Here is a 25,638-nt window from a genome sequence, read left to right on the forward strand (position 1 = left end):
TCAAGAGGGAGTGTGGGCATGAGTGAGTGGAGTTGTGGCCGGGCGCGTCGCTGGCTGGTGCCGCGATGAGCGAGGAAGCGGTGCTCAGCGAGCGCCACGCCGGCGTGTTGCTGGTGACGTTGAACCGGCCGGAAGCGCTCAACTCGCTGACGCTGGACATGGACGCCCGGTATCGGCAGGTGCTGGCCGCCGCGGAGGCGGACCCGGAGATCCGCGCCGTGGTCGTGACCGGCGCGGGCCGGGCGTTCTGCGCCGGTGCGGACCTGGCCGCGCTGGAAGCGCTGGCGGAGGATCCCGAGCGGCCGCATTTCGGAGCTGCCTTCCGGACGCCGCTGACGTTTTCGAAGCCGTTGATCGCCGCGATCAACGGTGGTTGCGTGGGGCTGGGCTTGGTCACCGCCCTGTGCTGTGATGTGCGGTTCGTGGCCGACGAGGCCAAGCTCGGCACGGCGTTCGCGCAGCGTGGCGTCGTCGCCGAGCACGGCTTGTCCGTGCTGTTGTCCCGGCTCGCCGGTGTGGGAACGGCGATGGACCTGCTGCTCTCCGGCCGTATCGTGCGAGGCCCGGAAGCCGTCCGACTCGGGTTGGCGACGCGGTCCGTGCCACGAGAGGAGGTCGTCCGGACAGCGCTCGAGTACGCCGGCGAGATCGCACGGAACTGCTCCCCGGCTTCGGTGCCAGTGATCAAGAAGCAGGTCCAGGAGAGCTTCCTCGGGGAGTTCCACCGGGCGGCGGACAATGCGGAACCGTTGCTGCGGGCGGCTTTCCGGCATCCGGACTACGCCGAGGGGATCCGCAGCTACCGGGAGAAGCGAAGCCCGCGGTTCGCCGGGTACGCGCGCGGAGCCGGGGAGCGGGCACCGTGGAACTGAGTTTCACCCTGCTGTCGGTGCTCCAGCGGTGTGCGTTCGATCCCCGGATCGCGTCGAGGCCCGCGTTCACCCAGAGCACGGAGGGCACGAGTTTCGCGCAGCTGCATCAGGATGCGCTCCGCCTCGCCGATTCGTTGCGGCGCTGGGGGATTGGCGCGGGCGATCGGGTTGCCGTGCTGATGGGAAACCGGCTCGCCTGGGCCGGGGTCCTGTTCGGCGTGGTCGCGGCCGGCGCGGTCTGCGTGCCGGTCAACGTGCTGCTGGCCGGAACCGAGATCCGCGCGGTGCTGGCACAGGCGGACGCCCGTGCGCTGATCCTGGACGACTCCGCCGGTCTCGGGGCGGGAGACATCGCCGGGCTGCGGTGCCCGGTGATCACCGTCGGCGGCACGGGTGAGCTCGCCTACGCGGAGCTGCTCGCGGCCGGCGATCCGGACCGGCCCGCCGCCGCCGTGAAGCCGGGCGATCCCGTGCTGCGGTACTACACGTCGGGCACCACGGGGCCGCCGAAGGCGATCGTGCACACCCACCAGGGCGTGCTGTGGAACACCCAGCACCAGATCGCCGATCTGCAGCTTTCGCCGGACGACGTCTACCTGGTCGTCCCGTCGTTCTCGTGGGCGGCGGGCTGGCACCACCTCACCCTGGCACATCTGTGGCACGGCGGGCGCTCGGAGATCCTGCCGACCGGGCCGGACACGCTGGCCCGGGTCGTCGACGCGGTCGGCCGGGCCGGCATCACCCGCGCGTTCCTCGCGCCCACCGTGCTGAAGCAGCTGCTCGCACGGCCGGATCTGCTCGAACGGTTGCGCGGCAGTTCGCTCACGCGCGTCACCACCGGCGCGGAACCGTTGCCCGCCAACGTTCCCGGCCGATTGGCGGCTGCCGTGCCGGGTTGTGCGGTGACGCAGGCGTACGGGATGACGGAGATGCCGCTCATCGCAGCGGCCATCCGGCCCGAAGAGGTCTCGGTTCGGCCGGCGAGCACCGGCCGGGCGAGCGCTGTTACGACGCTGGCGGTGAAGAAGCGGGACGGCACGATTTCGCCCACCGGCGAAGGGGAAATTCTCCTGAAGTCGCCCGCGCTCGCGTACGGGCACGGGCCCGGCTCCGGGGCGGACGAGGATTCCCGCCGGACCGGCTGGTTCCACACCGGAGACGAGGGGACGCTCGACGCCGAGGGGTTCCTCACCGTCTCCGGCCGGGTGAAGGACCTGGTCATCAGCGGCGGGATCAACATCTATCCGGCCGAGATCGAGGAGGTCATTCTCTCGTGCGCCGGCGTCGCCGAGGCGGCTGTGGTCGGGATCCCCGACGAACGGTGGGGAGAACGTCCGGCCGCGGTGGTGGTCGAACGGGCGCGGGGCGCCGTGGACGAGCGGCAAGTGCGCGATCGCTGCGCACGCGAGCTATCGAAATTCAAGCAGCCGGGCAGGATCGTGCTCCGCACCGAGCCGCTCCCGAGGACGGTCACCGGCAAGGTCCTCAAGCGGGAGGTCCGCGAATGGTTCAGCAGAGCCGGCGAGCAGGAGGAAACCCATGCGGGATAGGGACAAGATCTACGTCGACGGCGAGTGGGTGGCGCCGCAGTCGGGCATCGCGCTCGTCGTGGAGAACCCCGCCACCGAGGAGCGGCTCGCCAGGGTGCCGGTGGGCACCGGAACGGATGTGCGGAAGGCGATTTCGGCCGCCCGCCGGGCATTTCCGGGGTGGTCGGCGACGCCCGTCCCTGTCCGGGCCGGTGTGCTGCGGGAGATCGCCCGCGGCTTGGCCGAGCGGGCGGACGAGCTGGCGGCCACCGTGACGGCCGAGATGGGCTGTCCGATCCGCACGTCGCAGAAGATTCAGGTCGGGCTGCCGCAGCTGATCGCGGGCCAGTGCGCGGACGTCCTCGAGGCGTACCCGTTCAGCGAGAACATCGGCAATTCGCTGGTGGTCAGGGAAGCCGCCGGGGTGGTCGGCGCGATCACCCCGTGGAACTATCCGCTCCACCAGATCGTGAGCAAGGTACTGCCCGCGCTCGCGGCCGGGTGCACCGTCGTCCTGAAACCGAGCGAGCTGGCGCCGTTGACCGCTTACCTGTTCGTGGAAATCCTCGACCGGGCCGGCGTTCCGGCCGGGGTGGTGAACCTGGTGCCGGGACACGGGAAGGTCGTGGGGACGGCGCTCGCCACGGACCCGGGGCTCGACGTCGTTTCCTTCACCGGCTCGGTGGCCGCCGGGAAACAGGTCGCCCGTGCCGCCGCGGGCACCCTCGCCCGGGTGACACTCGAACTGGGCGGCAAATCGGCGAACGTGCTCCTCGCGGACGCGGACGTCGCCAAGGCGGTGAAGGTCGGCGTGGCCAACGCGTTCCTCAACGCCGGCCAGACCTGCACCGCGTGGTCACGCATGCTCGTGCCCGACGAGATCCACGACGACGTGGTGGAGCTCGCGGCCCAGGCGGCGGCCGGGTACCAGCCGGGAGACCCGGCCGATCCGGCGACGCGGCTCGGCCCGCTGGTTTCGGCCGCCCAACGGGAAAAGGTCCGCGGCTTCATCCGGACCGGCGTCGCCGAAGGTGCCCGGCTCGCCGCCGGCGGCGCCGGGCAGCCGGACGGGATCGACCGCGGCCATTACGTCAACGCCACGATCCTCGCCGACGTCAAGCCGGATTCGACGGTGGCGCAGGAGGAGATCTTCGGGCCGGTGCTGTCGATCCTGCGGTACTCCGACGAGTGCGAGGCACTGGAGATCGCGAACAACTCGAAGTACGGCCTCGCCGGCGCGGTGTGGTCGGCGGACGAGGAGCGCGCGATGGCCTTCGCTCGGAGGCTGCGCACCGGAGCGGTCGACATCAACGGCGGCCGGTTCAACCCGCTGGCCCCGTTCGGCGGGTACAAGCAGTCCGGGATCGGGCGTGAGCTCGGCGTGCACGGGTTGGCGGAATTCCTGGAAGCCAAAGCCATTCAGCTGTAGCCGGCCGAACAGACGGCCCCGGTGCACCGCACCGGGGCCGTTCCACATGTCCTGGCCGCGCTTGGGCGGCTGGATTCGGGCGGGCCGGGAGGTCAGGCGAAGTGGCAGGCCACTTCGTGCCCGGCGGGGCCGTCCGGCGCCCGCAGCGGCGGAGTCTCCCGTGCGCAGATCTCCGCGGCCTTCCAGCACCGCGTGCGGAACGTGCAGCCGGACGGCGGATCCAGTGGGCTCGGCACCTCACCGGTCAGCTTGATCCGGTCCCGGGGCGCGGTCCCGGGTGCCGTGGCGCCCGGGCCTGCCGACAGGAGTGCCTGCGTGTACGGGTGCCGTGGGTGGTCGTAGACCTCCTGTGCGGTGCCGTGTTCGATGATCTTGCCCAGGTACATCACCGCGATCCGGTCGGCGATGTGTTCGACGACCGCGAGGTCGTGCGAGATGAAGACACAGGCGATGCCGAGCCGCTCCTGCAGGTCCTCCAGCAGGTTGAGGATCTGGCCCTGCACCGACACGTCCAGCGCCGACACCGATTCGTCGCACACGAGCACGTCCGGCTGCACCGCGAGGGCCCGCGCGATGCCGATCCGCTGCCGCTGCCCGCCGGAAAACTGGTGCGGCCGGCGGTCGGCGTGCTCGGGATTCAGCCCGACCAGCCGCATCAGCTCCCGCACCCGGGCCGGCCGGTCCGCTTTCGGCACCAGTTCCGGGTGCACGACCAGCGGCTCGCGGATGATCTCGCCGACCCTCATCCGCGGGTCGAGCGAGCTGAACGGATCCTGGAAGACCAGCTGGATGTGCTTGCGCGCGGCGGCCAATCGCCGGCCCCGCTTGGTGTCCAGCCGCTCGCCGAGCAGGGTGATCCGGCCCGCGGTCGGCTTGTCGAGCGCGACGAGGAGGTTCGCCAGTGTCGACTTGCCACAGCCGGATTCGCCGACCAGCCCGAGGGTTTCGCCGCGGCACACCTCGAGATCGACCCCGTCGACGACCTTGATCGTGCCGATCGTGCGCTTGAACAGGACCCCGCGGGTGACCGGGATGTGCCGGACGAGTTCGCGGGCCTGCAGCACGGCGTCAGCGTTCATTCTCGACGACCTCCTCGTTCCGGTGGCACGCACTGAGCCGGCTGGGCCCGACCTGCCGCAGCGCAGGCCGGGCCAGGCAGTCGTCGTCGCTGTCCGCGCAGCGCGGACGGAACGCGCAGCCGGCGGGCAGCCGGCTCGGGTCCGGCGGCGAGCCGGGCAGCACGGCCAGCCGCCGCCCCCGGGTGTGCCGGCCGGGGATGGCGGCCAGCAACGCCCGGGTGTAGGGGTGGCGCGGCTTGCGGTAGAGCTCGTCGGCGGGCGCGCGTTCGACGATCCGCCCGCCGTACATCACCGCGATCTCGTCCGCGGTGTCGGCGACGACGCCGAGGTCGTGACTGATCAGCACCAGGGCCATGTTCCGTTCGGCCCGCAGGTCGGCCAGCAGCTCCATGATCTGGGCCTGCACGGTCACGTCCAGCGCGGTGGTCGGTTCGTCCGCGATGAGCACGGCCGGGTCCAGTGAGAGGGCCATCGCGATCATCACGCGTTGCCGCATCCCGCCGGAGAACTCGTGCGGGTACTGCCGGGCGCGGTGCTCCGGCGACGGGATGCGGACGCGGTCGAGCATCTCGATCGCGCGCCGGTTCGAAACCTTGCGGCCCATCCCGCGGTGCACGCGGAAGACCTCGGCGATCTGGTAGCCGACCGGAAGCACCGGATTGAGCGCGGACAGCGAATCCTGGAACACCATCCCGATCGCCGAACCGCGCAGCCGCCGGAACACGGCGTCGCCGAGCGTGCCGACGTCGACCCCGCTCAGCCGGACGGTGCCGCTGGTGACGCGCGCCTGCCGGGGCAGGATGCCCATCACCGCGCGCACAGTGATGCTCTTGCCCGAGCCGGATTCACCGATCACGGCAAGGGATTTTCCGGCATCGACGGAATAACCGACGTCGTCGACCACAGCGGTGGGGCCGTGATCGCCGGGGAAGACGACGGACAGGCCGGTGATCTCCAGCGCCGGCGCCGAGGCGTCGTAACCGGGGTACCTGCCGAGTACGTGCGGGGCCGGCGGCACGGGTGTGGCCGCGGCCGCGGGGTTGATCCGGATCATCCGACCTCCGGGTCGAACTCGTCACGGAGGAAATCGCCGAGCAGCACGAAGGCGAGCACCGTGATGGTGAGGAACAGCGACGGGAACACGAGCAGGTTCAGGTTCGTGGTGAAGTACTGCTGGGCGGTGTTGAGCTGCACGCCCCACGAGATCGACGGCGACTTGAGGCCGACCCCGAGGAACGTCAGCGCCGACTCGGCGGTGATCACCGCGCCGATGTTGAGGCTCGCGAGCACCGCCGTCGGCGCGAGCGAATTCGGCAGGACGTGCCGCAGCAGGATCCGGAACGGGCCGGCCCCGATGCCGCGCGCGGCGGTGATGTAGGCGAGATTCTTGTTGGCCAGCACCGAGGATCGCATCACCCGGGTCAGGATCGTCCACGAGAACAGCGTCAGCACCAGTGACACGCTCAGCGGGCTGTGCACCGGGAAGGTCTCCAGCACCACGATCATGCCGATCAGCGTGGGGAAACCGAAGAAGACGTCCATGATGCGGCTGATGAGCATGTCCACCACGCCGCCGAAGTATCCGGCGAGTGCGCCGAGCGCCACCGCGAGCACGAGGGTGCAGGCCGTGGTGAGCAGGCCGATGGTGATCGAGTTGCGGGCGCCGTGGACGACGTTCGCGTAGAGGTCGCAGCCCTGGATGTCGAAGCCGAACGGATGCCCGCCGGCCGGGCCGCGGCCGCTGTCGGCCAGCGTGCAGGCGTGGGGATCACCGTGGCCGAACCAGCCGCTGAACCACGACGGGAAGGCGGCCATCAGGCACACGAGGAGGACGAGGGCGAGGGGAATGGTGAACCGGGGCCGGGCCAGCAGCCGCCGCAGCGTTGTGGTGCGGGCGGGTGCGGGGGCTTCGGCCGGGCGGACGGCGAGCGCGCCGGACGCTTCGGGGCTAGGCAAGGCGGATCCTCGGGTCGAGCGCGCCGTACACGAGGTCGACGGCCAGGTTGACGAGCAGGAAGATCAGCACCAGCAGCGTGCTGATGCCGACGACGATCGGGCCGTTGTGCTGCTGGACCCCTTGGAAGATCTGGTAGCCGAGACCGGGCAGGTTGAAGATGCCCTCGATCAGGATCGTGCCGCTCAGCAGCAGGCCGAGGTTGACCCCGAGCATCGACGTCACCGGGATCAGCGAGTTCCGCACCACGTGCCGGAACAGCGTGCGGGCCGGGCCGAGACCCTTCACCGCCGCGGTGTCGACGTAGCCGGAGTGGAGGTTCTCCAGCACGCTGGCGCGCGTCAGCCGCGAGATCTCCGGCAGGCCGAACAGCGCCAGGCAGGCCGCCGGGAGCAGGTAGCTCGCCGGCCAGCCGTCGGCCGCGCCGGAAGCGGGCAGCCAGCCCAGCCACACGCCCACCGCGAGCTGCGCGATGTAGGCGATGATGAAGTACGGCACGCCGAGCACCACCATCGAACCGCCGAGGATGGCGTAGTCCGTGGTCTTCCCGGCCCGCACGGCCGCGACGATGCCGAGTGCGACGCCGGCGAACGCTTCCAGCACCCAGGTGGTCAGCGCCAGGGTGGCGGTGACCGGCAGGCTCGCGGTGATGATCGAGGACACCTCGACGTTGTTCAGATCGATCCCGAAGTCCCCGTGCGTCAGCCCGACGAGGTAGTGCCAGTACTGCAGCAGGAACGGATCGTCGAGGTGGTACTTCTGGTCCACCGCGTTGCGGAACGCCTCGGTCACGACGGTGTTCGGCCCGGCCAGCGCCTGGACCGGATCCCCGGGCAGGGCGAAGACCGCGGCGTAGATGATGAACGTGGTCCCGAGCAGGACCGGCACCATCAGGACCAGTCGGCGTAACAGGTATCGCCCCATGGGGGCTCCTTTCCTCCGTGCGGCGACGGACAGGTCACGGCCGGGCAGCCCGTTGTGTGCGGCCGGCGTCGGCTTCGGCGAGCACCTGCAGGACGTTTTCCCCCATCAGCGCGCGTAATTCCGTCGCGCTCCAGCCGCGTTCGGCGAGCCGGGCGAGCAACGCCGGGTAGCACGAGACGTCGTCGAGGCCGGTGGGCATGGTGCCGGCGCCGTCGAAGTCACCGCCGAGTCCGATGTGGTCGATGCCCGCGACTTCGCGGGCGTGCTCGACGTGCCGGACCACGTCGTCGACGGTGGCCTCCGGCTCGGGGTGCGCATCGCGCCATTGCGGCCAGAACGCGCTCTCCTCGGGGCTGCCGGGCTCGAAAGCGGAATCGCGGAACGCCTGGCCGGCCTCGGCGAACCAGTCCGAGACATCCTGGGAGACGAACGGGGGCACGAAGGTGATCATGCAGACACCGCCGTTGCCCGCCAATCGCTTCAGCGTCGCGTCGGGCACATTGCGCGGGTTGTCGACAAGCGCCCGGCACGAGGAGTGGGTGAAGAGCACGGGCCGGGTCGTGACGTCCAGCGCTGCTTCCATCGTCTCGGTGGACACGTGCGAAAGATCGACGATCATGCCGATCCGGTTCATCTCCCGCACCACGTCCCGGCCGAATCCGGTGAGCCCTCGGGCATCCGGGACGTCGGTGGCCGAATCCGCCCAGCCGACGTTCTTGGCATGGGTCAGCGTCAGGTAACGCACGCCGAGGTTCCGCAGCACGGCCAGGGTGGCGAGGGAATCGCCGAGGCAGTTGCCGCCCTCGGCGCCCAGCAGCGAGGCGATCCGGCCCCGCTCGAACGCCTGCCGGGCTTCCTCGGCCGTGGTCGCCGGTGCGAGGTCGGCGGGGTAGCGCTCGCACAGCCGGCGGACGAGGAAGATCTGTTCCAGGACCGCGGAAGTCGCCTCCGCGCCGGTGAGTTCGGCGGCCACGTAGACGGACCAGAACTGCGCGCCGAGGCGGCCGGCGCGCAGCCGGGGCAGATCGGTCTGCAGCCGTGGCTGATCGTGCGCGATGTCGAGTTTGCCGAGGTCGCGGTCCGCGTGGTGCCAGAGCGCCCACGGCAGGTCGTTGTGCCCGTCCACCAGTGGGGTGGTCCGGAGCAGTTCGCCGATGTCTGTTGTGGTCATGCGCTGCGGGTCTCCCGGTGGTCGCCGGCCGTCTCGGCCGGGGGGATCGAGGCAGCCAGCGTCGCCCGCATCGCGGCCGCCAGCTCCGGGTTGGCGTGCACCTCGGAGCGATCCTCCAGTGCCGTGATGACGTGCCTGACGGTCGCGGCCTGTTCGTCCTGGCTGAACTTGGCCTTGCCGGCGCGGCGAGCGGGGGTCAGCCGGAAACCGGTGGTGTACGGGGCGATCCGGTGCGCGTAACCGGCTACCGTGGCCAGCTGCCACGGCTGCGGGCGCACCGATTCGAAGTGGTCGACAGTGCGTTCGAGCACGCCGTAGGTGTCCTCGGCGGACAGCACCTCCGGCGTGCCGTGCAGGTGCAGCACCTGGAAGTTCCAGGTCGGCACGTGGGGGCCGTCGTCGTAGAAGGCCGGCGACACGTAGCCGTGCGGGCCGGCCACGATCACGACGACGTCGTGCGCCCCCAGGTCGTGTTCGGCCGCGTCGGCCCGGGCCAGGTGCCCGAGGATGGTGTCGTCGTCCCGGTCCGGGTCGACGATGATCGGCAGGTGTGACGTGACCAGGCCGTTTCCGGAGGTCGCGCTGACCATCGTGGCCCAGCCCGAATCCCGGATCAGGGCGCGCACCGAGGCCAGGTCGTCGCGCCGGAAGAGCTGTTGCTCAAGCATGGAGTTCCTCCACAGTGGACGATGCGGGGTCGGTGAGCTCGGCCCGGACGGTGTCCGGCGCGGTCCTGGTCGAGAGCACCAGGACGAGGACCGCCAGCGCTGCGCCTGCCACCGCCCCGGTCAGGTCGCCCAGCAGGCCGCGGTTGCCCGCGTGCTCGGACACCGCCGGGTAGTTGCCGAGGAAGCCGATCAGGGTCAGCCCGGCGTACCAGACGAGCAGCCACCAGCCGTAGCGGAAGCCGGCGGGTGCGTCGATCCCACGCCGGCGCGCATTCCATTGGGACAAGCCGAAAAGCGCGAACCCGATAAGCGTGACGGCCATGACCTTCCAGGTGGTGGCCCAGCCGGTCCAGTAGATCGTCAGGTTGCAGACCCACAGCGCGAGGAACGAAACGAACCGAGCTCCGCGCAGCCGGAACGGCCGCGGGAAGGCGGGCAGCTGTTTGCGCATGGCCAGCAACACGATCGGCCCGGACCCGAACGAGATCACCGTTGCCGATACCTGGAACCCGATCAGCTTCTGCCAGCCCGGGAACGGCAGGAAGAAGATGCATCCGACGACGAAGGCCAGGACCAGACCGACCCAGGGCACGCCGGTGCGGCTGATCGCACCCAGCCGGGCGGGGGCATTGGCGTTGCGGGCCATGGCGTAGGACAGGCGTGCGGTCGTGCCCGCGTAGATCATCCCGGTGTCGCCGGGGGAGATGACCGCGTCGACGTAGAGCGTCATCGCGAGCCAGCCCATGCCCAGCGCGGACGCGAGCGCGGCCAGCGGCCCGAACTGGGCCACCACGTGCCCGGCCGAGGTGAAGTTGTCGCCGACAGCCGACCAGCCGCCGGCTCGCAGCGCCGAGGCCGGCACCGCGCCGATGAACGCCACCTGCAAGGCGACGTAGAGCACCCCTGCGATCAGCAAAGAGCCGATGATGGTCAGCGGCACGTCGCGTTGCGGGCGCCTGCTTTCGCCGGCGAGGCTGATCGCCTGCTGGAATCCGCCGTAGGCGACCGCGATGCCGCCGCCGGTGATGGCGCCGAAGATTCCGCTCGCACCGTAGGGGGCGAAGCCGCCGAAAGAGGTGAAGTGGTCGGCGTGGAAGGAGGCGAGCACGAGCGCCACGGTCAGTACCGTGATCACGGCCAGCTTCCACCACACGAGGACGTTGTTGACCCGGGCGAAGACGCCGACCCCGAGTGCGTTGACGACCACGAAGACGGCCATCAGCACGATCGAGACCAGCAGGCCGGCGGGCGTGAGCACCGAGACGCCGTCCTGGGTCTTCTGCAGCCACGGGAAGTAGCTCGCCGCGTACTGGACGCACGCGAGGACTTCGATCGGGGCCACGGAGGCGAGGCCGAGCCAGTTCGCCCAGCCGAGGTTGAAGCTGGCGAACGAGCCGAAGGAGTAGTGCGGGTACCGCCCGATCCCGCCGCTGTGCGGGAACATGGTGCCGACTTCGGCGTAGGTGAGCCCGACGACCATCGCCATCACCATGCCGATGAGCCACGACACGATGGCCGCGGGACCCGCGATCTGGGCGCCGTAGAGCGCGCCGAACAACCAGCCGGACCCGATGATCGAGCCCAGGGACACGAACATCATCCCGACCGGGCCCATCGCGCGGCGAAGGCGGTGGTCGTCGCCCGCGGTGACCGTCCGTTCCGTTTCCTGATCAGTCATGGAGTCCCTGCGTTCGTTCGGCGGACGGGGCCGGCTGCGGGCGGGCGCCCGCTCCGGTCTGTCTGATGTGGAGCATGAGGGGAAGTCACCTCGGGTAATTCGGTGCGGGGGCTCGGTGCCGGCCGTGCTGGTGGGCGGTGCGGCAGGGCGATGGCGCCGGATCGGTGGTCGGCGCGCCGCCTGAGGTGTATTACTACACTCACAATTTTGTTGTGCAACGGTAAGCAGGATTGAAGTTGTACGCAAGAGGCAGTTCACGATTGCCGGCAGGAATGGTTAGCCTGCCCTTTCCGGTGGTCGGCACGGAGAGGAACGATGCGAGTGCGGATTGAAGGCAGGACCGCCCGGGAAGTGGTCAGCAGTATCGAACGAGCAGTGCAATCCGGACGATTGGCGCCGAGTGCCGTCGTGCCGTCGGTGCGGAGTCTCGCGGCGGAGCTGAAGATCAGTTCCGCGACCGTGGCCGCCGCGTACCGGGAATTGCGGAACCGGGGTGTGCTGATCGGCTCGGTCGGCCGGGACACGCGGGTCAGCCCGCGGCCGCCGCTGGCGAGCCGGGCCGGGGACCGGCTGCCGGAGGGCGTGCGGGACGTCAGCGACGGTAACCCGGACCCGCGGTTGCTGCCGTCGCTCACCGACGCCGCGCACCGCTGCGGGTTCGAGCAATATCGCTACGGGGACGTGACGATGATGCCTGAACTGGTCCGGCTGGCGCGCGGGCAGTTCACCGGGTTCGGGCTCGGCGAGGACGAGGTGTGTTTCGTCAGCGGGGCGATGGACGGGGTCGAACGCGTGCTGAGCGGCCGGCTCAAGCCGGGTGACGCGGTGTGCGTGGAGGACCCCTGCTACACCGGCGTCCTCGATCTCGTGCGCATGCTCGGCCTGCGCCCGGTCCCGGTGGCCGTCGACGACCGCGGCCCGGTCCCCGGTGCGTTGCGAGAGGCCCTGCAAACCCGGCCCGGGGCGTGCGTGGTCACGCCCCGCGCGCACAATCCAACCGGTGCGGCGCTGGATGAAGGCCGTGCGGCGGAGCTGCGCCGCGTGCTGAAGCGGCACCCGGACGTGCTCGTCGTCGAGAACGACCACGCGGGCGCGACGGCCGGGGCCGGGTACCACAGCCTCGCGCCCGGCCGTGCCTCCTGGGCGGTGATCCGCTCGGTCAGCAAATCGCTGGGCCCGGACCTGCGGTTCTCCTTCGTCGCAGGGGACGCGATGACGATCAGCCGGGTCGAGGGCAGGCAGCGGATGGCGGCCGGCTGGGTCAGCCACGTGCTGCAGCGCCTGGTGCACCAGCTGCTGTCGGATCGTGGGGTGCAGCGGCTGGTCGCCGAGGCCGAGCAGACCTACGCCGACCGGCGCAGCGGCTTCGTCGACGCCTTGGCGGGGCACGGGGTGCCCGCCATGGGTCGTTCGGGGATGAACGTGCTGGTCCCGGTTGCGGAGGAGGTGCAGACCGTACGGCTGCTGCGGGACCGGGGCTGGCTCGTGCGGGCCGGCGAACCGCACCGGCTGCAGAGTCCGCCGTTCGTGCGGGTGACCGTGGCTTCGCTGCAACCAGCCGATATCCGGGAACTGGCCGCGCATTTCGGTGCGGTTCTGCATCCCACCCGGCGCAGTCGGCTCGCCTGATTTCACGACCGGTCTGGCGGGCGGCACAAACGGTCGCCCCGGAAACTGTGGAAGAGAACGAGGAGAACCGATTTTTCCGGCGGTTACCGTATGCAGGAAAGCAATGGTAACAATGGCGGGTTCAGGTAATGCAAGCCTCATTTTGGGTTGCCTTACCTGTTTCCTTCCGGGGAGAACGGTAATTCGATGACCTCGCAAGCAGACGTGGCCCCACCGGAGCTGCACCAGCACCACCGGGACGTGACCGGCGGGTCGCTGCGCCCGGCGACGTTCGGTGTGATGGACGGCCTCGTGTCGAATTTCGCGCTGGTGGCCGGGGTGGTGGGCGGCGGCGCGAGCGGGACCACCGTGCTCATCACCGGGCTGGCCGGGCTGGTGGCCGGTGCGTGCTCGATGGCCACCGGCGAATTCGCCTCCGTGTCGTCGCAGACGGAGCTCATGCAGGCGGAGATCGCGGTGGAGAAGAACGAACTGGCCGCGCACCCCGAAGACGAGCTGCGGGAGCTGACCGCGGTCTACGAGGCCAAGGGACTCCGGCCGGAGCTCGCGGCGGAGGTCGCGCGCGAGCTGAGCGCGGACCCGGAGGTGGCGTGGCGGGTCCACGCGCGTGAAGAGCTGGGCGTGGACCCGGACGACCTGCCCTCGCCATGGGTGGCGGCCGGTTCGTCGTTCCTGGCGTTCACGGTCGGCGCGCTGATCCCGCTGCTGCCGTTCCTGCTCGGCGCGTCGTCGATCCTGCCGACCCTGCTGGCCAGCGCGGTGGCGCTGCTGGTCACCGGCGCGATCATCGCCAAGCTGACGGCCAAGCCGATGTGGTTCGGCGGCGGGCGCCAGCTCCTGCTCGGTGGCCTGTCGGCGGCCGTGACCTACGGGATCGGGCTGCTGGTCGGGGCGGGGGTGGGCTGACCGATGGCAGGTCTGCGGACAGTTGTGCTGATCAAGCAGGTCCCCGCCGCGGAGCAGGACAGCGGTCTCGACGAACGAGGCCGCCTGCGCCGGGACGGTGGCGCGGCGGAGATGAACCCGTGGTGCCGTCGTGCGGTCACGCGCGCGGTCGAACTGGCCGCCGGTGGAGGCCACAGCACCGCGGTGACGATGGGCCCGGCCTCGGCCCGGGACGTGCTGCGGGAGGCGCTCGCCTGCGGCGCCGACGCGGCCGTGCACGTCACCGATCGCCGTCTGGCCGGCGCGGATTGCCTGGTGACGGCTCAAGCGCTGGCCGCGGCGATCCGGCAGGCGGGTGGCGCGGACGTGGTACTCGTCGGCCGGAGTTCCGTGGACGGCAGCACCGGTGCGATCGGCCCGATGGTCGCGGAGCTGCTTTCGGTCCCGTTCACCGGTCCGGCGCTGGACCTGGAGTTCCGGCCGGACGGGGACGGTCGGTGGCTGCACGCCCGGCTCCAGCTGGAGAGTGGGCAGGAGGAGATGGCAGTCGCGCTGCCTGCCGTGGTGGCGGTGGCGGAACGGTCCTGCCGGGCCGCCCGCGCGCCGGTCGAAGACTGGCCGACGCCCGGGAACGTCCGCACAGTGACCGCCGGGCAGCTGGGCTGCGAGGTGAACGGCGCGGACAGCCCGACCAGGGTGACCGGCACGGTCGGGGTCTCGCGTACCCGGCGTGGCGTGGTGCTGCGCGGCGATCTCGGCACGCAGGTGAGCGCGCTCGTCGACGTGCTGCGGCAGCGGAATCCGGAGCCCCCGCGGCAATCCCGGGCCACGGCCGGACTGTCCTGGTCGGACGGTCCCCGGATCGTGGTGCTGGCGGAGGACGGCCACGACCACGGGGCGCGGGCGTTGTGCGCCGAGGCCGACCGGCTGGCCGGCGAGATCGGCGGGCACGTCGCGGTGGTGCTCGGCGCCGGGCCGGTGCCGCGAGGCGTGGCCGGACCGGGCGTCGTGCTCGGCGGCACCGAACCGCGCCGGGTCGCCGCCGCGGTCGAGCACTGGCTCGGCGCCGCCGGAACACCGCCGTGGGCGGTCCTGGGCGGCGCCGGCGAATGGGAGCGCGAGGTGCTGGGCCGGCTGGGTGTCCGGTTCGGCACCGGGCTGTTGTCCGATCTGACCGGGCTGAGCGTACGCGCGAGCGGTGGCGGAGCACTTAGGCTGCTCGGGCTGAAGCCGGCCGGGAACGGGGTGCTGGCGCAGGTCGAATGCGTTGGCACGCCTCAGCTCGCGACCGTCCGGACCGGACAGCTGCCCGCGCCGGCCGGATTCGCCCCGGACGATGCGGGGGAGGTGCTGGCGGTCTCGGCGGACGCACGGGTGCGCCGCCTCGGCCGCACCGTGGAGGACGACGCCGACGCTGTCGAGCGCGCGGAGGTCGTGATCGGCGTCGGCGCGGGCGTCGACCCGGCCGACTATCGGGTGCTGGAAGGACTGCGCTCCTTGATGGGGGCGCAATTCGCCGCGACGCGCAAGGTCACCGACGCCGGGCGGCTTCCGCATGGCCGCCAGGTCGGCGTGACCGCGCGCGGTATCGCCCCGCGCTGCTATCTGGCGCTGGGCGTGTCCGGGAGCGGGTATCACATGGCCGGAGTGGCGAGGGCGGGGACGGTGATCGCGGTCAACCATGACCCGTCCGCCCCGATCTTCGCGCAGGCCGATCTCGGCATCGTCGCGGACTGGCGGACAATCGCCCCGCTGCTCGCCGTCGAGTTCGCCCAGCGGGCGGGCACGGGCGAGGACCGGGCGGCCCCGGCCCTGCCCGCTTGACCCACCGGTGTGACCCGGGCCGGGCCGGCGGGCCGTCATCCGCCGGCTCGGCCCCGGCGTGCCTCCAGCGCCATGCTCAGGGAGAACCCCGCCAGCACCAGGATTCCGCCGACGACCGCGAGTACCGGGTCCGCCGGGTCGCCGAGACGCAGCAACAGAGCCGCGGCAGCCAGTGGCAGGAGGACAAGGACAGCGGTCTTCCAGTCGTCTCCGACCACGAAGTCGTACCAGAACTTCGCGAATGCCTTCAGCGCACGCACGGACATCACTCCTTCACCGGGATTTCCGCGACCGCCCGCGCGGGCCGGAGGCACGCGATGGCGACGCGGCTGAGCACGAACCAGCACACCAGCAGACCGAGGATCGCGAGGTCGTGTCCCGGCCAAGCGATGCTCTCCGCGCCGGCGCGGAAGATGCCGAGTCCTTCGATCGACCAGTAGGTGCCGAACGAGGCGAGCAGCAGGCCCACGCCGTACTTGAGCAGGTTCTCGTTGATCATCGACAACGGTTTGCGCATCACCGCGGCGAGCGCGAGCACCACGACCACGGCGGCCGCGGCGCCGACGCCGGCGGCGGGCACATTGCCCGCGTTCAGGCCGAACGTGATGACGATGAAGACGACTTCCAGTCCTTCGAGGAACACACCTTTGAAGGACACCATGAAGGAGAACAGGTCGAAGCCACCTCCGGCGGTCCCGGCGCGTTCCGCGGCTTCGACCTCGGTCCGATAGATCTTGTCCTCGTCGTGGATCGCCTTTCGGCCGGACGAGCGCAGGATCGCCTTGCGCAGCCACTGAAGCCCGAAACTCAGCAACAGTCCGCCGATGATCAGCTGCAGCGCGGCCTCCGGGAGCCAGGTGGCCAGTGCGTAGCCGGCGAAGAGCGTCGCCACGGCGAGCGCGACCAGTGCCGCGGCGGTGCCGAGCAGCGCCGAGCGCCAGCCGCGGGTGAAGCCCATGGCCATGACGATGGTCGTCGCCTCGACCATCTCGACAAAGCAGGCGAGGAACGTTGCGGTGAGCAGTCCCCATTCTGCGGCGTTCACGATGCGGTCCTTTCTCGGTGCCGGGCCGGCCGATGCCGCCCGGATCAGAAATTCCGGTGGGTCCAGGTGCCGCCGAGCAGCGTCGCGGCGACCGGCAGCTCGCGGAGCTCGCGCGGATCGAGCCCGGCGGGGTCCTCGTCGCACAGCAGCAGATCCGCCACGTCCCCGACTCGGACGGCGTGCCGCCCGCCGCTCGCCGCGGTCAGCGCCGCGGCGAGGCTGATCGCCTGTTCCGGATGCCACGGTGCGCGCTCGTCCGCGCCGGTCCGGGTGACGGCCGCGGCGATGCCCAGCCATGGATCCATCGGCGACACCGGCGCGTCCGAGCCGATCTCCAGCCGGGCGCCGGCCTTCAGGAGATCGGCGTAGGCGAACGCGCGATGGGTATGGCCGGCCCAGTGGCGATCGGCCACGTCACGATCGTCGGTGGCATGAGCGGGCTGGACTCCGAGAGTCAGCCCAGGGCGTGCGAAGCGGGGCAGGTCGGCGAGGTCGACGAGCTGTGCGTGTTCGATGCGGCCGGCGCCGCCGACCGTGTCGAACACGTCCAGCGCGATCCGGTTGGCACGGTCGCCGATCGCGTGCACGGCCGTCTGCAGGCCGTGTGCCCAGGCGTGGCGCATCAGCGCTTCGAGTTCGCCGGGTTCGGTCTCCAGCAGGCCGTATTGCTGGTCGGCCGGCATCCGGTCCGGATACGGGTGCTGGCACAACGCGGTGCGGGTGTTGAGCGAGCCGTCGAGGAACATCTTCAGCGGACCGGTAGTGACCAGGCCGTCGGTGCCGGGAATCGCGGATCCGGTGCGCAGCCCGCGCTCGATCGTCTGCGCCAGCTGCGCGGGGTAGACGGCACCGGTCACCCGCGCCTGCAGCGGAGCGTCGGCGGCGCGGCGCTGCCAATCGTCGAGATTGCCACCGCTCTCGAAATCGAGGAAGCCGGTCACCCCGCGGGCCGCGGCCGCCCGGACCGCGGCGGCCACCCAGCGATCGGTCACCGCGGGATCCACTGTGGACAGCTGGTTCACCGCGCCGAAGCACTCGTGTTCGCGCAGCAGGCCGGTCGGGTGGCCGCCGAGCCCGACCTGGTGCAGCGCCGCCCGGTTGAGCCATGCGGTGTGCAGGTCGTTACTGATCAGGGCGATCGGCCGGTCCGGCGGGCACCTCTCGTCGAGCATCCAACGCTCGGGCCGGTCGGGCCACAGGCCGTCGCGGAAACCGTAGCCGAGCAAGGGAATCGCGGAATTCGCGCGGGCGGCCGCGGCTCCCATCGCGGCTGCGGCCGCCAGGGCCGACGCGGTCGCGGACAGGTCGACCCGCTGCCGGGCGCTGGCCCACTGGACCATGTGCACGTGGGCGTCGTGCAGCCCGGGCAGCACCGTGCGCCCGCCGGCGTCGACGACCTCGTCGGCCGGTGCGGCGTCGAGGTCCTCGTCGATCGCGGCGATCCGGCCTTCGGCGAGCCGGACGCTGCGCAGCGGCCCACGCAGGCCGAGCCGGACGTCGCGCAGGAGCACGGGTCGCCGGACGGGTGCCGGGAGCGCCGGCGGGTCGGTGCGGTGGTCGTTGTCTGCTCGCATGGATGTCCTCGCGGTCGGCGGTCGGTCCGCCGAAACGCTAGGCCGGGCACCGGGGCCGCGGCTTCATGGAATTCATGCAAGTTGACGGTCATGCGTTTGTGGGCGTGGACAGGACCGTCAGTCGCCCAGCTGGCTCAGCCGCAGCTGCAGCCAGGTCACGAGCCGGGTGTCCGGGTTCCTCAGGTCGATGCCGAACAGCTCGTGCACGCGGCGGATGCGGTAGCGCAGGGTGTTCTCATGGACGCGCAACGCGGCCGCGGCGGGAATGGTCTCCCCGAAATGCGCGAGGTAGGTCAGCACGGTGTGGGCATACTGGGTCGAGTTCTGCTGGTCGTGTGCGGACATCGCTTCGACCGGACCCGGCGGCAGCCGGCGCATGACCCGTGCGCTGTCGGCCCATTCCAGCAGCATGACCATGCTCCGCAGGTCGGTCGCGGTGGCGACGCGCAGCTGTCCGTCCGATTCGGACAGTGCCCGCAGGACGTGGTCGGCAGTGCGGCGGCATTCGGGGACCTCCTCGTGCCGCTGTGCCGACACGCCGATGCCGACGCGCAGGGCCAGGTCCATAGTGCGGCCGACGGTGGCCACGATGTTGTCGGCAAACGCCTTGATCCGCTGGTCGACCCCGGAATCGGTGCGCAGCGGCAGCAGCGCGTAGACGGTGTCGTCGATGGCCGCACACACCGATTGCGGGTGCCACGCTTCGCAGTAGAGGCCGACGAGGTCGAGCACCCGGGCCGCGCTCAGCCCCGGGATCTCCTCGGGTTCCGTCCTCGCGATGGCGAGGACCGCGGTGGGCGTGGCGGCGCCGATGCCCAGCTGCGCTGCGGCCACTTCGGCCGAGGACGAGCCGTTGAGCAGCGAAACGAGTGCCTCGCTCTTGCTCCAGCGGTCCGGATCGCGGTGGCTGCGCGCCCTCAGCAGGTGCAGCGCGGTGACCTTCGCGGCCTCTTCGATCGCGGCGCGGGCACCTTCCCCGAGCCGCGGGGTGTCGTCCAGCGCCCAGATCAAGCCGAGCACTTGCGGACCCACCCGGACGGCGACGGCGAGCCGGCTCATGTGGTCGGGTTCCGGAACGTCGAAATAGATCGGTTCTTCAGCGCGGAGCACGAGCTGGTATTCGTCGACGTTCGTGGGCCGCGCGGGGGTCTGCCTGCCGAGGATGCCCTGCCGGCGGATCTCGTCGATCAGCTGGTGCGGCAGGTTCGAGTAGGCGAGGACCCGGCCGGTCGGGTCCTCGATGCTGATCGCACCGCCGACCTGGTAGGCGATCGCGTTCGCCAGCGAGAACAGATCGCCGATGCCGATGGTGGAGTAACTGTTCATCGCCGGGGACGACGCGCTCGTCGCGGCGGTGATGAGGCTGTCGAAGCGCCGCCACGCCATGTCGTCGGGCACGACGAGCAGCGCCACGGTGGCCTCCTTCGCCGCCGCGACCGCCGCGGTGAGATCGGCGCCGCGCGCCTTGAGCGCGACCGCGCAGTACCGGGCCTCGCCCGCCCGGCGGATGGCGTCGAACGTCGCATCGTCGTCCGGCGCCATGCCGACCATCAGCAGCAGTCCGTCGACCTCGCTGGGCACCGGCTCACCCGGCCCGTAGATCACCTGGGGGCCGACTTGGCCGGTGGCGCCGCGTGGGGCGCAGAGGATTTCCAGGACGAGCGGCCCCAGGATCTGGCGCAGCCGATCGAGCGTCACGCCGTCCGAGCCGGGCGCCGTGCCGCTCTCGCTCGCTTCCGGGGTCATCATTTTGACATCCTAAGTCGACGGTCGGCACCGAGCCGCTTCACCGCCGCGGCTGTGCCGTCCCATGAACCGGCGTCCGCGAGTTCTCGCGATCCGACAAACCGCGGAGGCCCGGGACCGACGATTGTCTATCGTGCTCGCCCGACAACCGCTTCCCCCGGAGGTAGCCGCATGGCAGCCCAGCGAACCCGACGACGTGTTCCGCGCCCGGCCGCGCTCGTGTTGTCCCTTTCCGCCTTGGCGGTTTCCGCCGCATGCGGACAGGGCGCGGGAGCCGGCGACGCGGCGGGCACCTTTTCCGTGGCGGTGTCCAGCTCCTATCTGGCCCACCTGATGCCCGGACAGGCGGGGTTCAGCGACGTGGCGAACGCGATCTGGACTCCGCTGACCTCCATCGGCCCGGACGGCAAGGTCGTGGACCAGGTCGCGCAGAGCGTGCAGTCGACCGACCAGCAACACTGGAAGATCACCTTGAAGAGCGGGTGGAAGTTCCAGAACGGCGAGCCGGTCACCGCGCAGTCGTTCGCCGATTCGTGGAGTGCCACCGCGTACGGGCCCAATGCGATGGCGTTCGGCTACCTGATGGCCGACATCGACGGGTACGCCGCGCTCAACCCGACTTCGGGCAAGCCCTCGGCCGACAAACTCTCCGGCGTCAAGGCCGTCGACGACAAGACACTCGACGTAACACTCACGAAACCACTGTCGACGTTCCCGTACATCCTGGCCAGCACCATCTTCGCGCCGATGCCCAAAGCGGCGTTCGGGGACCTGGGCGCCTTCGACAAACTGCCGATCGGCAACGGCCCCTACCAGGTGGCCGCGCCGGGCGTCGGGCCCGGCACCCAGCAGATCACGCTGAAGCGCTACGACGGCTACGCCGGGACCAAGGGGCACGCCGCCTCGATCACGGTGAAGGTGTTCCAGAACGATCAGACCTCACTCACGAGTTTCCGCGCAGGTTCGGTCGATCTCACTGTGGCCAGTGGGAACGACCTCGCCACGGCGCAGCGCACGTATCCGGACCAGGTCGTCACCGCGCCGTCGGGGTCCGTCGTCTACTTCGGATTCCCGTTGTGGGACAAGCGATTCGCTGATCTCCGGGTGCGGCAGGCGTTCTCCTTGGCCGTCGACCGCAAGACGGTGATCAGCTCGCTCCTGCACGGCGTGGGACAGCCGGCGACGGATGTGGCCCCGGCGGCGATCACCGGCGGCGGCGCCGACAACTGCACGAGCTGCGGTTACGACCCGGCGCAGGCCAAGCGGCTGCTGACCGCGGCCGGCGGCTGGAACGGACCGCTGACCCTGTGGACGAAACAGGATCCGACCATGCAGACCGTCGTCGAGGCGATCGCGAACCAGCTGCGCACCAATCTGGGCATCGCCGACATCTCGATCCAGTCGCAGCCGACCGCGCAGCTGTACCCGAATCTGTCCGGTCACAAGACCGACGGTCCGTTCCTGCTCCTGATGGGCGCTTCGTACCCGACCATCTACTCGCAGGTGGAGCAGCTGTTCTCGCCGGAGTCGGCGACGAACGTGACCGGATACCGCAACCCCGCGGTCGTCGACCTGCTCGATCAGTCCGGGAAGGCGGCCACCGACACGCAGGCAGTCGGGCTGGCACAGCAGGCCGCGGCGACCGCGCTCAAGGACCTTCCGCTGTCTCCGCTGTACTACCCGGTCAACGCGGTGGTCCACGCCAAGCGACTCGGCGATGTGCGGATCGACTATCTCGGCGAGCCCGATCTGGCCCGGATCACGGTGAGCTGATGCCGCCCGCGTCGACGGAAATTGCCGGACCGACTCACGGTGAGGGAAAGAAGTGACCGTCAAACCGCTGGATTTCACCGAGTTCCCCGATTTCGCCGCGCTCACCCGGCTCCTGCGGGAGTGGGTGGCCGCCTGCCCGGAGCTGGTCACGCTGGAGAGCGTGGGCTCGTCCTGGGAAGGCCGGGACGTGTGGCTGCTGACCCTGACCAACCGGAAAACCGGCCCGGACAACGAAAAGCCGGGGTTCTTCGTCGAGGCCGGGATTCACGCGACCGAATGGACGGGTGGGTTCGCCGCGTTGCATCTGGTGAACCGGCTGCTGCTGGGCTACGGCGTGGACGAGCGCGTCACCCGGCTCCTGGACACGCGCACGATCTACGTGGTCCCGCGCCTGGGCCCGGACGGTTACGAGCGGACCCGCGCCGAGGGCCGGTTCATCCGCTCCACCGTGCGCCCGCATCCGGCCGACCGGCCCGGCCCGGGACTTCGGCTGTGCGATGTGGACGGTGACGGGCGCACGCTGTTCATGCGGATCCCTGATCCGGACGGACCGTGGAAGAAGTGCGAGCGCGACCCGCGGCTGCTCGTCCGGCGGGAACCGGACGAGGCCGGTGGCGAGTACTACCGGCTCCTCCGAGAAGGGGAGATCGAGGACTACGCCGGGGACGACGTGGTCACCGTCGCGGACCCGCTCGAGGGAATCGATCTCGGGCAGAATCTGCCCACCGACTGGGCAGCCGCGCCGCGTACCCCGGACAATGCCGGCCCATTCCCCGGCTCGGAGCCCGAGACCCAGGCGGTCCTGCACGCGGTGGTGGACCGCAAGAACATCTGCGGCTTCGTCACGTGTCACACGTTCGGTGCGCTGCACCTGCGGCCGCCGTTGAACCGGTCCGAGGACTTCCCTTACGCCGACCAAAGGGTCTACGGCGTCTTCGGGGAGAAGGCGGAAGCGTTGACCGGCTACGACGTGATGTCGTTCCACGACCTGAAGCACGACCCCGACCTCGAGTTCCGCGGCGGACAGCTCGGCTGGTACTACCACCAACTCGGGCTGTTCGCCTGGATCACCGAGTTCTGGAACCCGAAACGCGCGGCGGGCATCACGACCCGCGGAAACTCCAGCTGGCTGATCGATCCTCCGCTGGACGACGCGCTGAAGCTCATCGAGTGGAGCGACACCGAGCTCGGCGGGCGCGGCTACGTCGACTGGTACCCCTTCGAACACCCGCAGCTCGGCCCGGTCGAACTCGGCGGCTGGGACAAGATCAACTACTGGTACAACCCGCCGCTCGACCGGATCGAGGCCGAGGTCGCGCCGCACACCGAGTGGATCGTCTTCCAGGCGCTTTCTTCGCCGTTGCTGCGCATCCGCTCGATCCGCGCGGATGAGGTGGGGGAGGGCATCTACCGCGTCCACGCCGTGGTGGCCAACGCAGGCTGGCTGCCCACTTACGTCACACAGAAAGCGCTCGACCGCAGCCTCGTGGCGGACCTCACCGCCGAGATCCGGCTGCCGGAGGGGAGCCGGCTGGTCACCGGAGACCGTGCGGTGCCCCTGGGGCAGCTGGAAGGCCGAAGCGGCGCACGCTCGACGACCACGTGGTGGGGCCACCAGCCCGGCACGCCTGATCTCACCGCGGTGGAGTGGGCGGTCGAAGCTCCTCGCGGAACCACGATCACAGTGCGAGCGAGCCATCCGCGCGCCGGAGTGGCACAGGCGGAGGTGCGCCTCGGAGACGAGGGGGACAGCGGATTGTGAGAGCCGCCCATGCAGCCAGCGGTTTCAGGTGATGTTGCATTTGGCGGCCGATACGAGGCCGAAGTCGCGGCCCCGATGCTTGCCGGTCGTCTCGCGCATGAGGAAGGCGACGATGAAGAGGCAGATGACCTCCGTGCCCGCCATGAGATGCAGACTCCAACCGTAGCCGGCAGCCCTTGGTAGAAGAGCTGCAATGAGTTCGAGATTCCGACCGTGCCGTGCTCGGCGGAGTCTGCCGCGTTCCGAACCCCTCAATGTCGTACCGCCAGGCCGGGCGTCTGGCGAGGATTATGCCGCCCTGCGCCGAATCTCCGCCGGACGCACCGCCATGGCGTAGCTGAAGTGGAACTGCTTGTTGATGGCGCCGAGGTAGCCGACCGCGGTGATGACGTACCAGGCCTCGCCGGTCGCTGCCGTACTCGGTGCTGGACCAGTAGTGCTCCGCCTTGAGGTTTTCGAACGGGCCTTAGTTTGCGAAGATCGGGCCGAAAGCCGCGGCGAAGTCGAAGGCGCCGTCGTCGTCCACCGGGCTGTCGGAAGGGGCCGGCAGTTCGGGCAGCGTGCCGTCGGTGGCTTGCAGGGCCTTGTTGCCCAACGCGTGGTAATAGAGCCTGGTCCACTCACTGTTGCCGGTGTTGTAGCCGCACAGGCTGGTGCCGTCGTATCCGTAGTGGGCTGGTCCGTCTTCGGTCGCAGGCAGGCGCCAGTCTCCCGGTCCAGGCGATCTCGTACGCCGGTCGAGGTGGTAGGTGAGGGTTCCCTCGGCGTTCAGTCCGCCGGCCCATGCGGTCTGCTTGAACCAGTTGGCGAAGCCCGAGGTGTAGTCCAGCCAGACAAGGTTCTGGGACTTGCCCACCGCGTACGGCGATCGCGTAATTGAAGGGCCAGTCCTTCTCGTCATCGCCGTGATATCCGATGTGTGTGCCGAAGAACCAGGCGAGGGCGGGGTGTTCGGCGTATTCGTTGAGCCAGTAGAAGTCGGTCTTGAGGTTCTCGAACGGCCCGGTGTTCTTCAGACCTGCGGCTCGCAATGGGAAGGAACCGTCGAGTCCCTGGTTGCCCACGTTGCCCAGCGACGTGTAGAACAAGTGGCCAATTCGGTGGTGGTCACGTTGAATCCGGCGCTCGAGGCCCCGTCATATCCGAATTCGTAGGCGGCATGCGGTGTGGCGGGCAGCCGCCAGTCTCCTTCCCAGCTCACGTGGATGCCGGGTTCCAGCTGGTAGACGAGAGTGCCCGAGTCGTTCAGGCCGGCCGCCCAGGCGTCGGCCTGCGCCCAGGTGAGGTGGTCGGTCGAATAGTCGAGCCAGATCAGTTCGCGAGCGCTCTCGTGGATCAGGCGGTACGCCTTGCCTTGGTACAGCGCGGCGCCGATGACCTCCAAACCGGCGGTTGCCGCTTTGTCGGATTGAGAGGATGCCCGATGAATCTGCGTGGTCATTGTGCGTCTCCTGGTGATCTGCTGCTTGGCGGCGAATATCTCGGCCCTCAGGCCGGTGGAAAGTGGTAGGTCACTCCCGTGGACTCCTCGGAGACCTTCCATAGCTGCCGCTGAAGGTCCTCGTCGTGGGAGGCACCCCCGGAGCGGGTCTTGGCGGGAGCGCCGACGATTCCGAGGAAGCCGCCGGGGCCGAAGAAATCACCGTTGACGGCCGCCGGATCGGTCGCGGCACGCAGGGTGGGCAGAGCCCCCTGCGCGGGGGTGCGCCCCAGTACGCCGCTGAAGAACCTGTCCACGATCGGCGGGGCGTCCTTGCGGGACATCTCGGTGCTGGCGATGCCCGGATGGGCCGCGGTGGCGGCGGTCTGCACGCTGTTCTTGCCCATGTCCACCGGCTTGGCCAGCTCCGCCATGGTGACCTGGCTGGTCCGGCCGGGCACGTGCCCGGCGTCGGTGCCCGGGATCGGCGTGGCCAACGGAAAGTCGATCTCGATCCTGGTCGTCGCGTCGTCTTCGGCTTCGTTCGGCGCTCGGAATGCAATCTCCGCGTCACCACCTTGGCGGGCTGGTTGGGCCGTGCGCGGACGCGACGCCCGCCATCGGCAGCGCGGTAGTCGCAGCCACGCCGTCCGTCGCCATACCGCGCGCGGCTACT

At 70.2% G+C, this 25,638-nt stretch carries 22 protein-coding genes; 8 read left to right on the forward strand and 14 right to left on the reverse strand.

Annotated features, from left to right (window positions below; all coding sequences use genetic code 11):
* The first annotated feature begins 65 nt into the window (after positions 1-65).
* Genes BMY97_RS07760 through BMY97_RS07770 form a run of 3 tightly spaced genes read left to right on the forward strand, consistent with a single transcriptional unit; the run spans position 66 to position 3,830 of the window.
* Positions 66-872, forward strand: a complete 807-nt coding sequence (locus BMY97_RS07760; RefSeq protein ID WP_091614744.1) for an enoyl-CoA hydratase-related protein — start codon at positions 66-68, stop codon at positions 870-872.
* The gene (locus BMY97_RS07765; RefSeq protein WP_091614747.1) at positions 863-2,422 is read left to right on the forward strand and encodes a class I adenylate-forming enzyme family protein; all 1,560 of its coding nucleotides are present in this window, start codon (positions 863-865) and stop codon (positions 2,420-2,422) included. The genes BMY97_RS07760 and BMY97_RS07765 overlap by 10 nt, the downstream gene beginning before the upstream one ends.
* Positions 2,412-3,830 carry an aldehyde dehydrogenase family protein gene (locus tag BMY97_RS07770; RefSeq protein WP_091614749.1) on the forward strand — a complete coding sequence of 473 codons (1,419 nt, stop codon included), beginning with the start codon at positions 2,412-2,414 and terminating at the stop codon, positions 3,828-3,830. The genes BMY97_RS07765 and BMY97_RS07770 overlap by 11 nt, the downstream gene beginning before the upstream one ends.
* A gap of 92 nt (positions 3,831-3,922) precedes the next feature.
* On the opposite strand, the gene BMY97_RS07775 is transcribed toward BMY97_RS07770, so the two are convergent.
* Genes BMY97_RS07775 through BMY97_RS07805 form a run of 7 tightly spaced genes read right to left on the reverse strand, consistent with a single transcriptional unit; the run spans position 3,923 to position 11,304 of the window.
* Positions 3,923-4,909 (reverse strand): ABC transporter ATP-binding protein, encoded by a 987-nt coding sequence (locus BMY97_RS07775; RefSeq protein WP_091614752.1) that lies wholly within the window; start codon positions 4,907-4,909, stop codon positions 3,923-3,925.
* Complete coding sequence (locus tag BMY97_RS07780) at positions 4,899-5,963, reverse strand: ABC transporter ATP-binding protein (RefSeq protein WP_091614754.1); 1,065 nt, start codon at positions 5,961-5,963, stop codon at positions 4,899-4,901. Before BMY97_RS07780 ends, BMY97_RS07775 begins: the two co-directional genes overlap by 11 nt.
* Positions 5,960-6,865: an ABC transporter permease gene (locus tag BMY97_RS07785; RefSeq protein ID WP_091614756.1), complete on the reverse strand. Its 906-nt coding sequence runs from the start codon at positions 6,863-6,865 to the stop codon at positions 5,960-5,962. The genes BMY97_RS07780 and BMY97_RS07785 overlap by 4 nt, the downstream gene beginning before the upstream one ends.
* Complete coding sequence (locus BMY97_RS07790) at positions 6,858-7,787, reverse strand: ABC transporter permease (protein WP_091614760.1); 930 nt, start codon at positions 7,785-7,787, stop codon at positions 6,858-6,860. The genes BMY97_RS07785 and BMY97_RS07790 overlap by 8 nt, the downstream gene beginning before the upstream one ends.
* Positions 7,788-7,821: 34 nt before the next feature.
* Entirely contained in the window at positions 7,822-8,958 is a 1,137-nt protein-coding gene (locus BMY97_RS07795) for a dipeptidase (RefSeq protein WP_091614762.1), read from the reverse strand.
* On the reverse strand, positions 8,955-9,626 hold the full coding sequence (locus BMY97_RS07800) for an FMN-binding negative transcriptional regulator (RefSeq protein WP_091614764.1): 672 nt from the start codon (positions 9,624-9,626) through the stop codon (positions 8,955-8,957). The genes BMY97_RS07795 and BMY97_RS07800 overlap by 4 nt, the downstream gene beginning before the upstream one ends.
* A complete protein-coding gene (locus BMY97_RS07805; RefSeq protein ID WP_091614766.1) occupies positions 9,619-11,304 on the reverse strand; it encodes an APC family permease in 1,686 nt (561 codons plus the stop codon). The genes BMY97_RS07800 and BMY97_RS07805 overlap by 8 nt, the downstream gene beginning before the upstream one ends.
* 315 nt (positions 11,305-11,619) lie before the next feature.
* On the opposite strand from BMY97_RS07805, the gene BMY97_RS07810 reads away from it, so the two are divergent.
* The 3 genes from BMY97_RS07810 to BMY97_RS07820 all read left to right on the forward strand — a co-directional run bounded on the left by BMY97_RS07810 (position 11,620) and on the right by BMY97_RS07820 (position 15,642).
* Positions 11,620-12,933, forward strand: coding sequence for an aminotransferase class I/II-fold pyridoxal phosphate-dependent enzyme (locus tag BMY97_RS07810; protein WP_091614769.1), 1,314 nt, complete (start codon positions 11,620-11,622; stop codon positions 12,931-12,933).
* Between the two features lie 186 nt (positions 12,934-13,119).
* Positions 13,120-13,839 carry a VIT1/CCC1 transporter family protein gene (locus BMY97_RS07815; RefSeq protein WP_091614771.1) on the forward strand — a complete coding sequence of 240 codons (720 nt, stop codon included), beginning with the start codon at positions 13,120-13,122 and terminating at the stop codon, positions 13,837-13,839.
* A gap of 3 nt (positions 13,840-13,842) precedes the next feature.
* Complete coding sequence (locus BMY97_RS07820) at positions 13,843-15,642, forward strand: FAD-binding protein (protein ID WP_091614774.1); 1,800 nt, start codon at positions 13,843-13,845, stop codon at positions 15,640-15,642.
* Between the two features lie 35 nt (positions 15,643-15,677).
* Here the strand turns inward: BMY97_RS07820 and BMY97_RS07825 are convergent, their stop codons facing one another.
* The 4 genes from BMY97_RS07825 to BMY97_RS07840 all read right to left on the reverse strand — a co-directional run bounded on the left by BMY97_RS07825 (position 15,678) and on the right by BMY97_RS07840 (position 20,010).
* Positions 15,678-15,902 carry a hypothetical protein gene (locus BMY97_RS07825; protein ID WP_218156718.1) on the reverse strand — a complete coding sequence of 75 codons (225 nt, stop codon included), beginning with the start codon at positions 15,900-15,902 and terminating at the stop codon, positions 15,678-15,680.
* 5 nt (positions 15,903-15,907) lie between these two features.
* Positions 15,908-16,687, reverse strand: coding sequence for a hypothetical protein (locus tag BMY97_RS07830; RefSeq protein ID WP_218156719.1), 780 nt, complete (start codon positions 16,685-16,687; stop codon positions 15,908-15,910).
* A 44-nt stretch (positions 16,688-16,731) separates the two neighbouring features.
* A complete protein-coding gene (locus BMY97_RS07835) occupies positions 16,732-18,261 on the reverse strand; it encodes an amidohydrolase (RefSeq protein WP_091614779.1) in 1,530 nt (509 codons plus the stop codon).
* A gap of 117 nt (positions 18,262-18,378) precedes the next feature.
* Entirely contained in the window at positions 18,379-20,010 is a 1,632-nt protein-coding gene (locus tag BMY97_RS07840; RefSeq protein ID WP_091614782.1) for a PucR family transcriptional regulator, read from the reverse strand.
* Positions 20,011-20,178: 168 nt separating this feature from the next.
* Here BMY97_RS07840 and BMY97_RS46915 point away from each other — a divergent pair, with 168 nt between their 5' ends.
* Positions 20,179-21,780: a peptide ABC transporter substrate-binding protein gene (locus BMY97_RS46915; protein ID WP_177231236.1), complete on the forward strand. Its 1,602-nt coding sequence runs from the start codon at positions 20,179-20,181 to the stop codon at positions 21,778-21,780.
* Positions 21,781-21,832: 52 nt separating this feature from the next.
* Entirely contained in the window at positions 21,833-23,542 is a 1,710-nt protein-coding gene (locus BMY97_RS07855; RefSeq protein ID WP_091614788.1) for a M14 family metallopeptidase, read from the forward strand.
* 466 nt (positions 23,543-24,008) lie between these two features.
* Here the strand turns inward: BMY97_RS07855 and BMY97_RS07860 are convergent, their stop codons facing one another.
* The 3 genes from BMY97_RS07860 to BMY97_RS07870 all read right to left on the reverse strand — a co-directional run bounded on the left by BMY97_RS07860 (position 24,009) and on the right by BMY97_RS07870 (position 25,603).
* A complete protein-coding gene (locus BMY97_RS07860) occupies positions 24,009-24,398 on the reverse strand; it encodes a hypothetical protein (protein WP_091614791.1) in 390 nt (129 codons plus the stop codon).
* A 156-nt stretch (positions 24,399-24,554) separates the two neighbouring features.
* Complete coding sequence (locus BMY97_RS07865) at positions 24,555-24,983, reverse strand: hypothetical protein (protein WP_091614794.1); 429 nt, start codon at positions 24,981-24,983, stop codon at positions 24,555-24,557.
* 47 nt (positions 24,984-25,030) lie between these two features.
* Positions 25,031-25,603 (reverse strand): DUF1775 domain-containing protein, encoded by a 573-nt coding sequence (locus BMY97_RS07870; protein WP_143086155.1) that lies wholly within the window; start codon positions 25,601-25,603, stop codon positions 25,031-25,033.
* Between the last annotated feature and the right edge of the window lie 35 nt (positions 25,604-25,638).

This window comes from Amycolatopsis saalfeldensis, assembly GCF_900110575.1.
Taxonomy (GTDB): domain Bacteria; phylum Actinomycetota; class Actinomycetes; order Mycobacteriales; family Pseudonocardiaceae; genus Amycolatopsis; species Amycolatopsis saalfeldensis.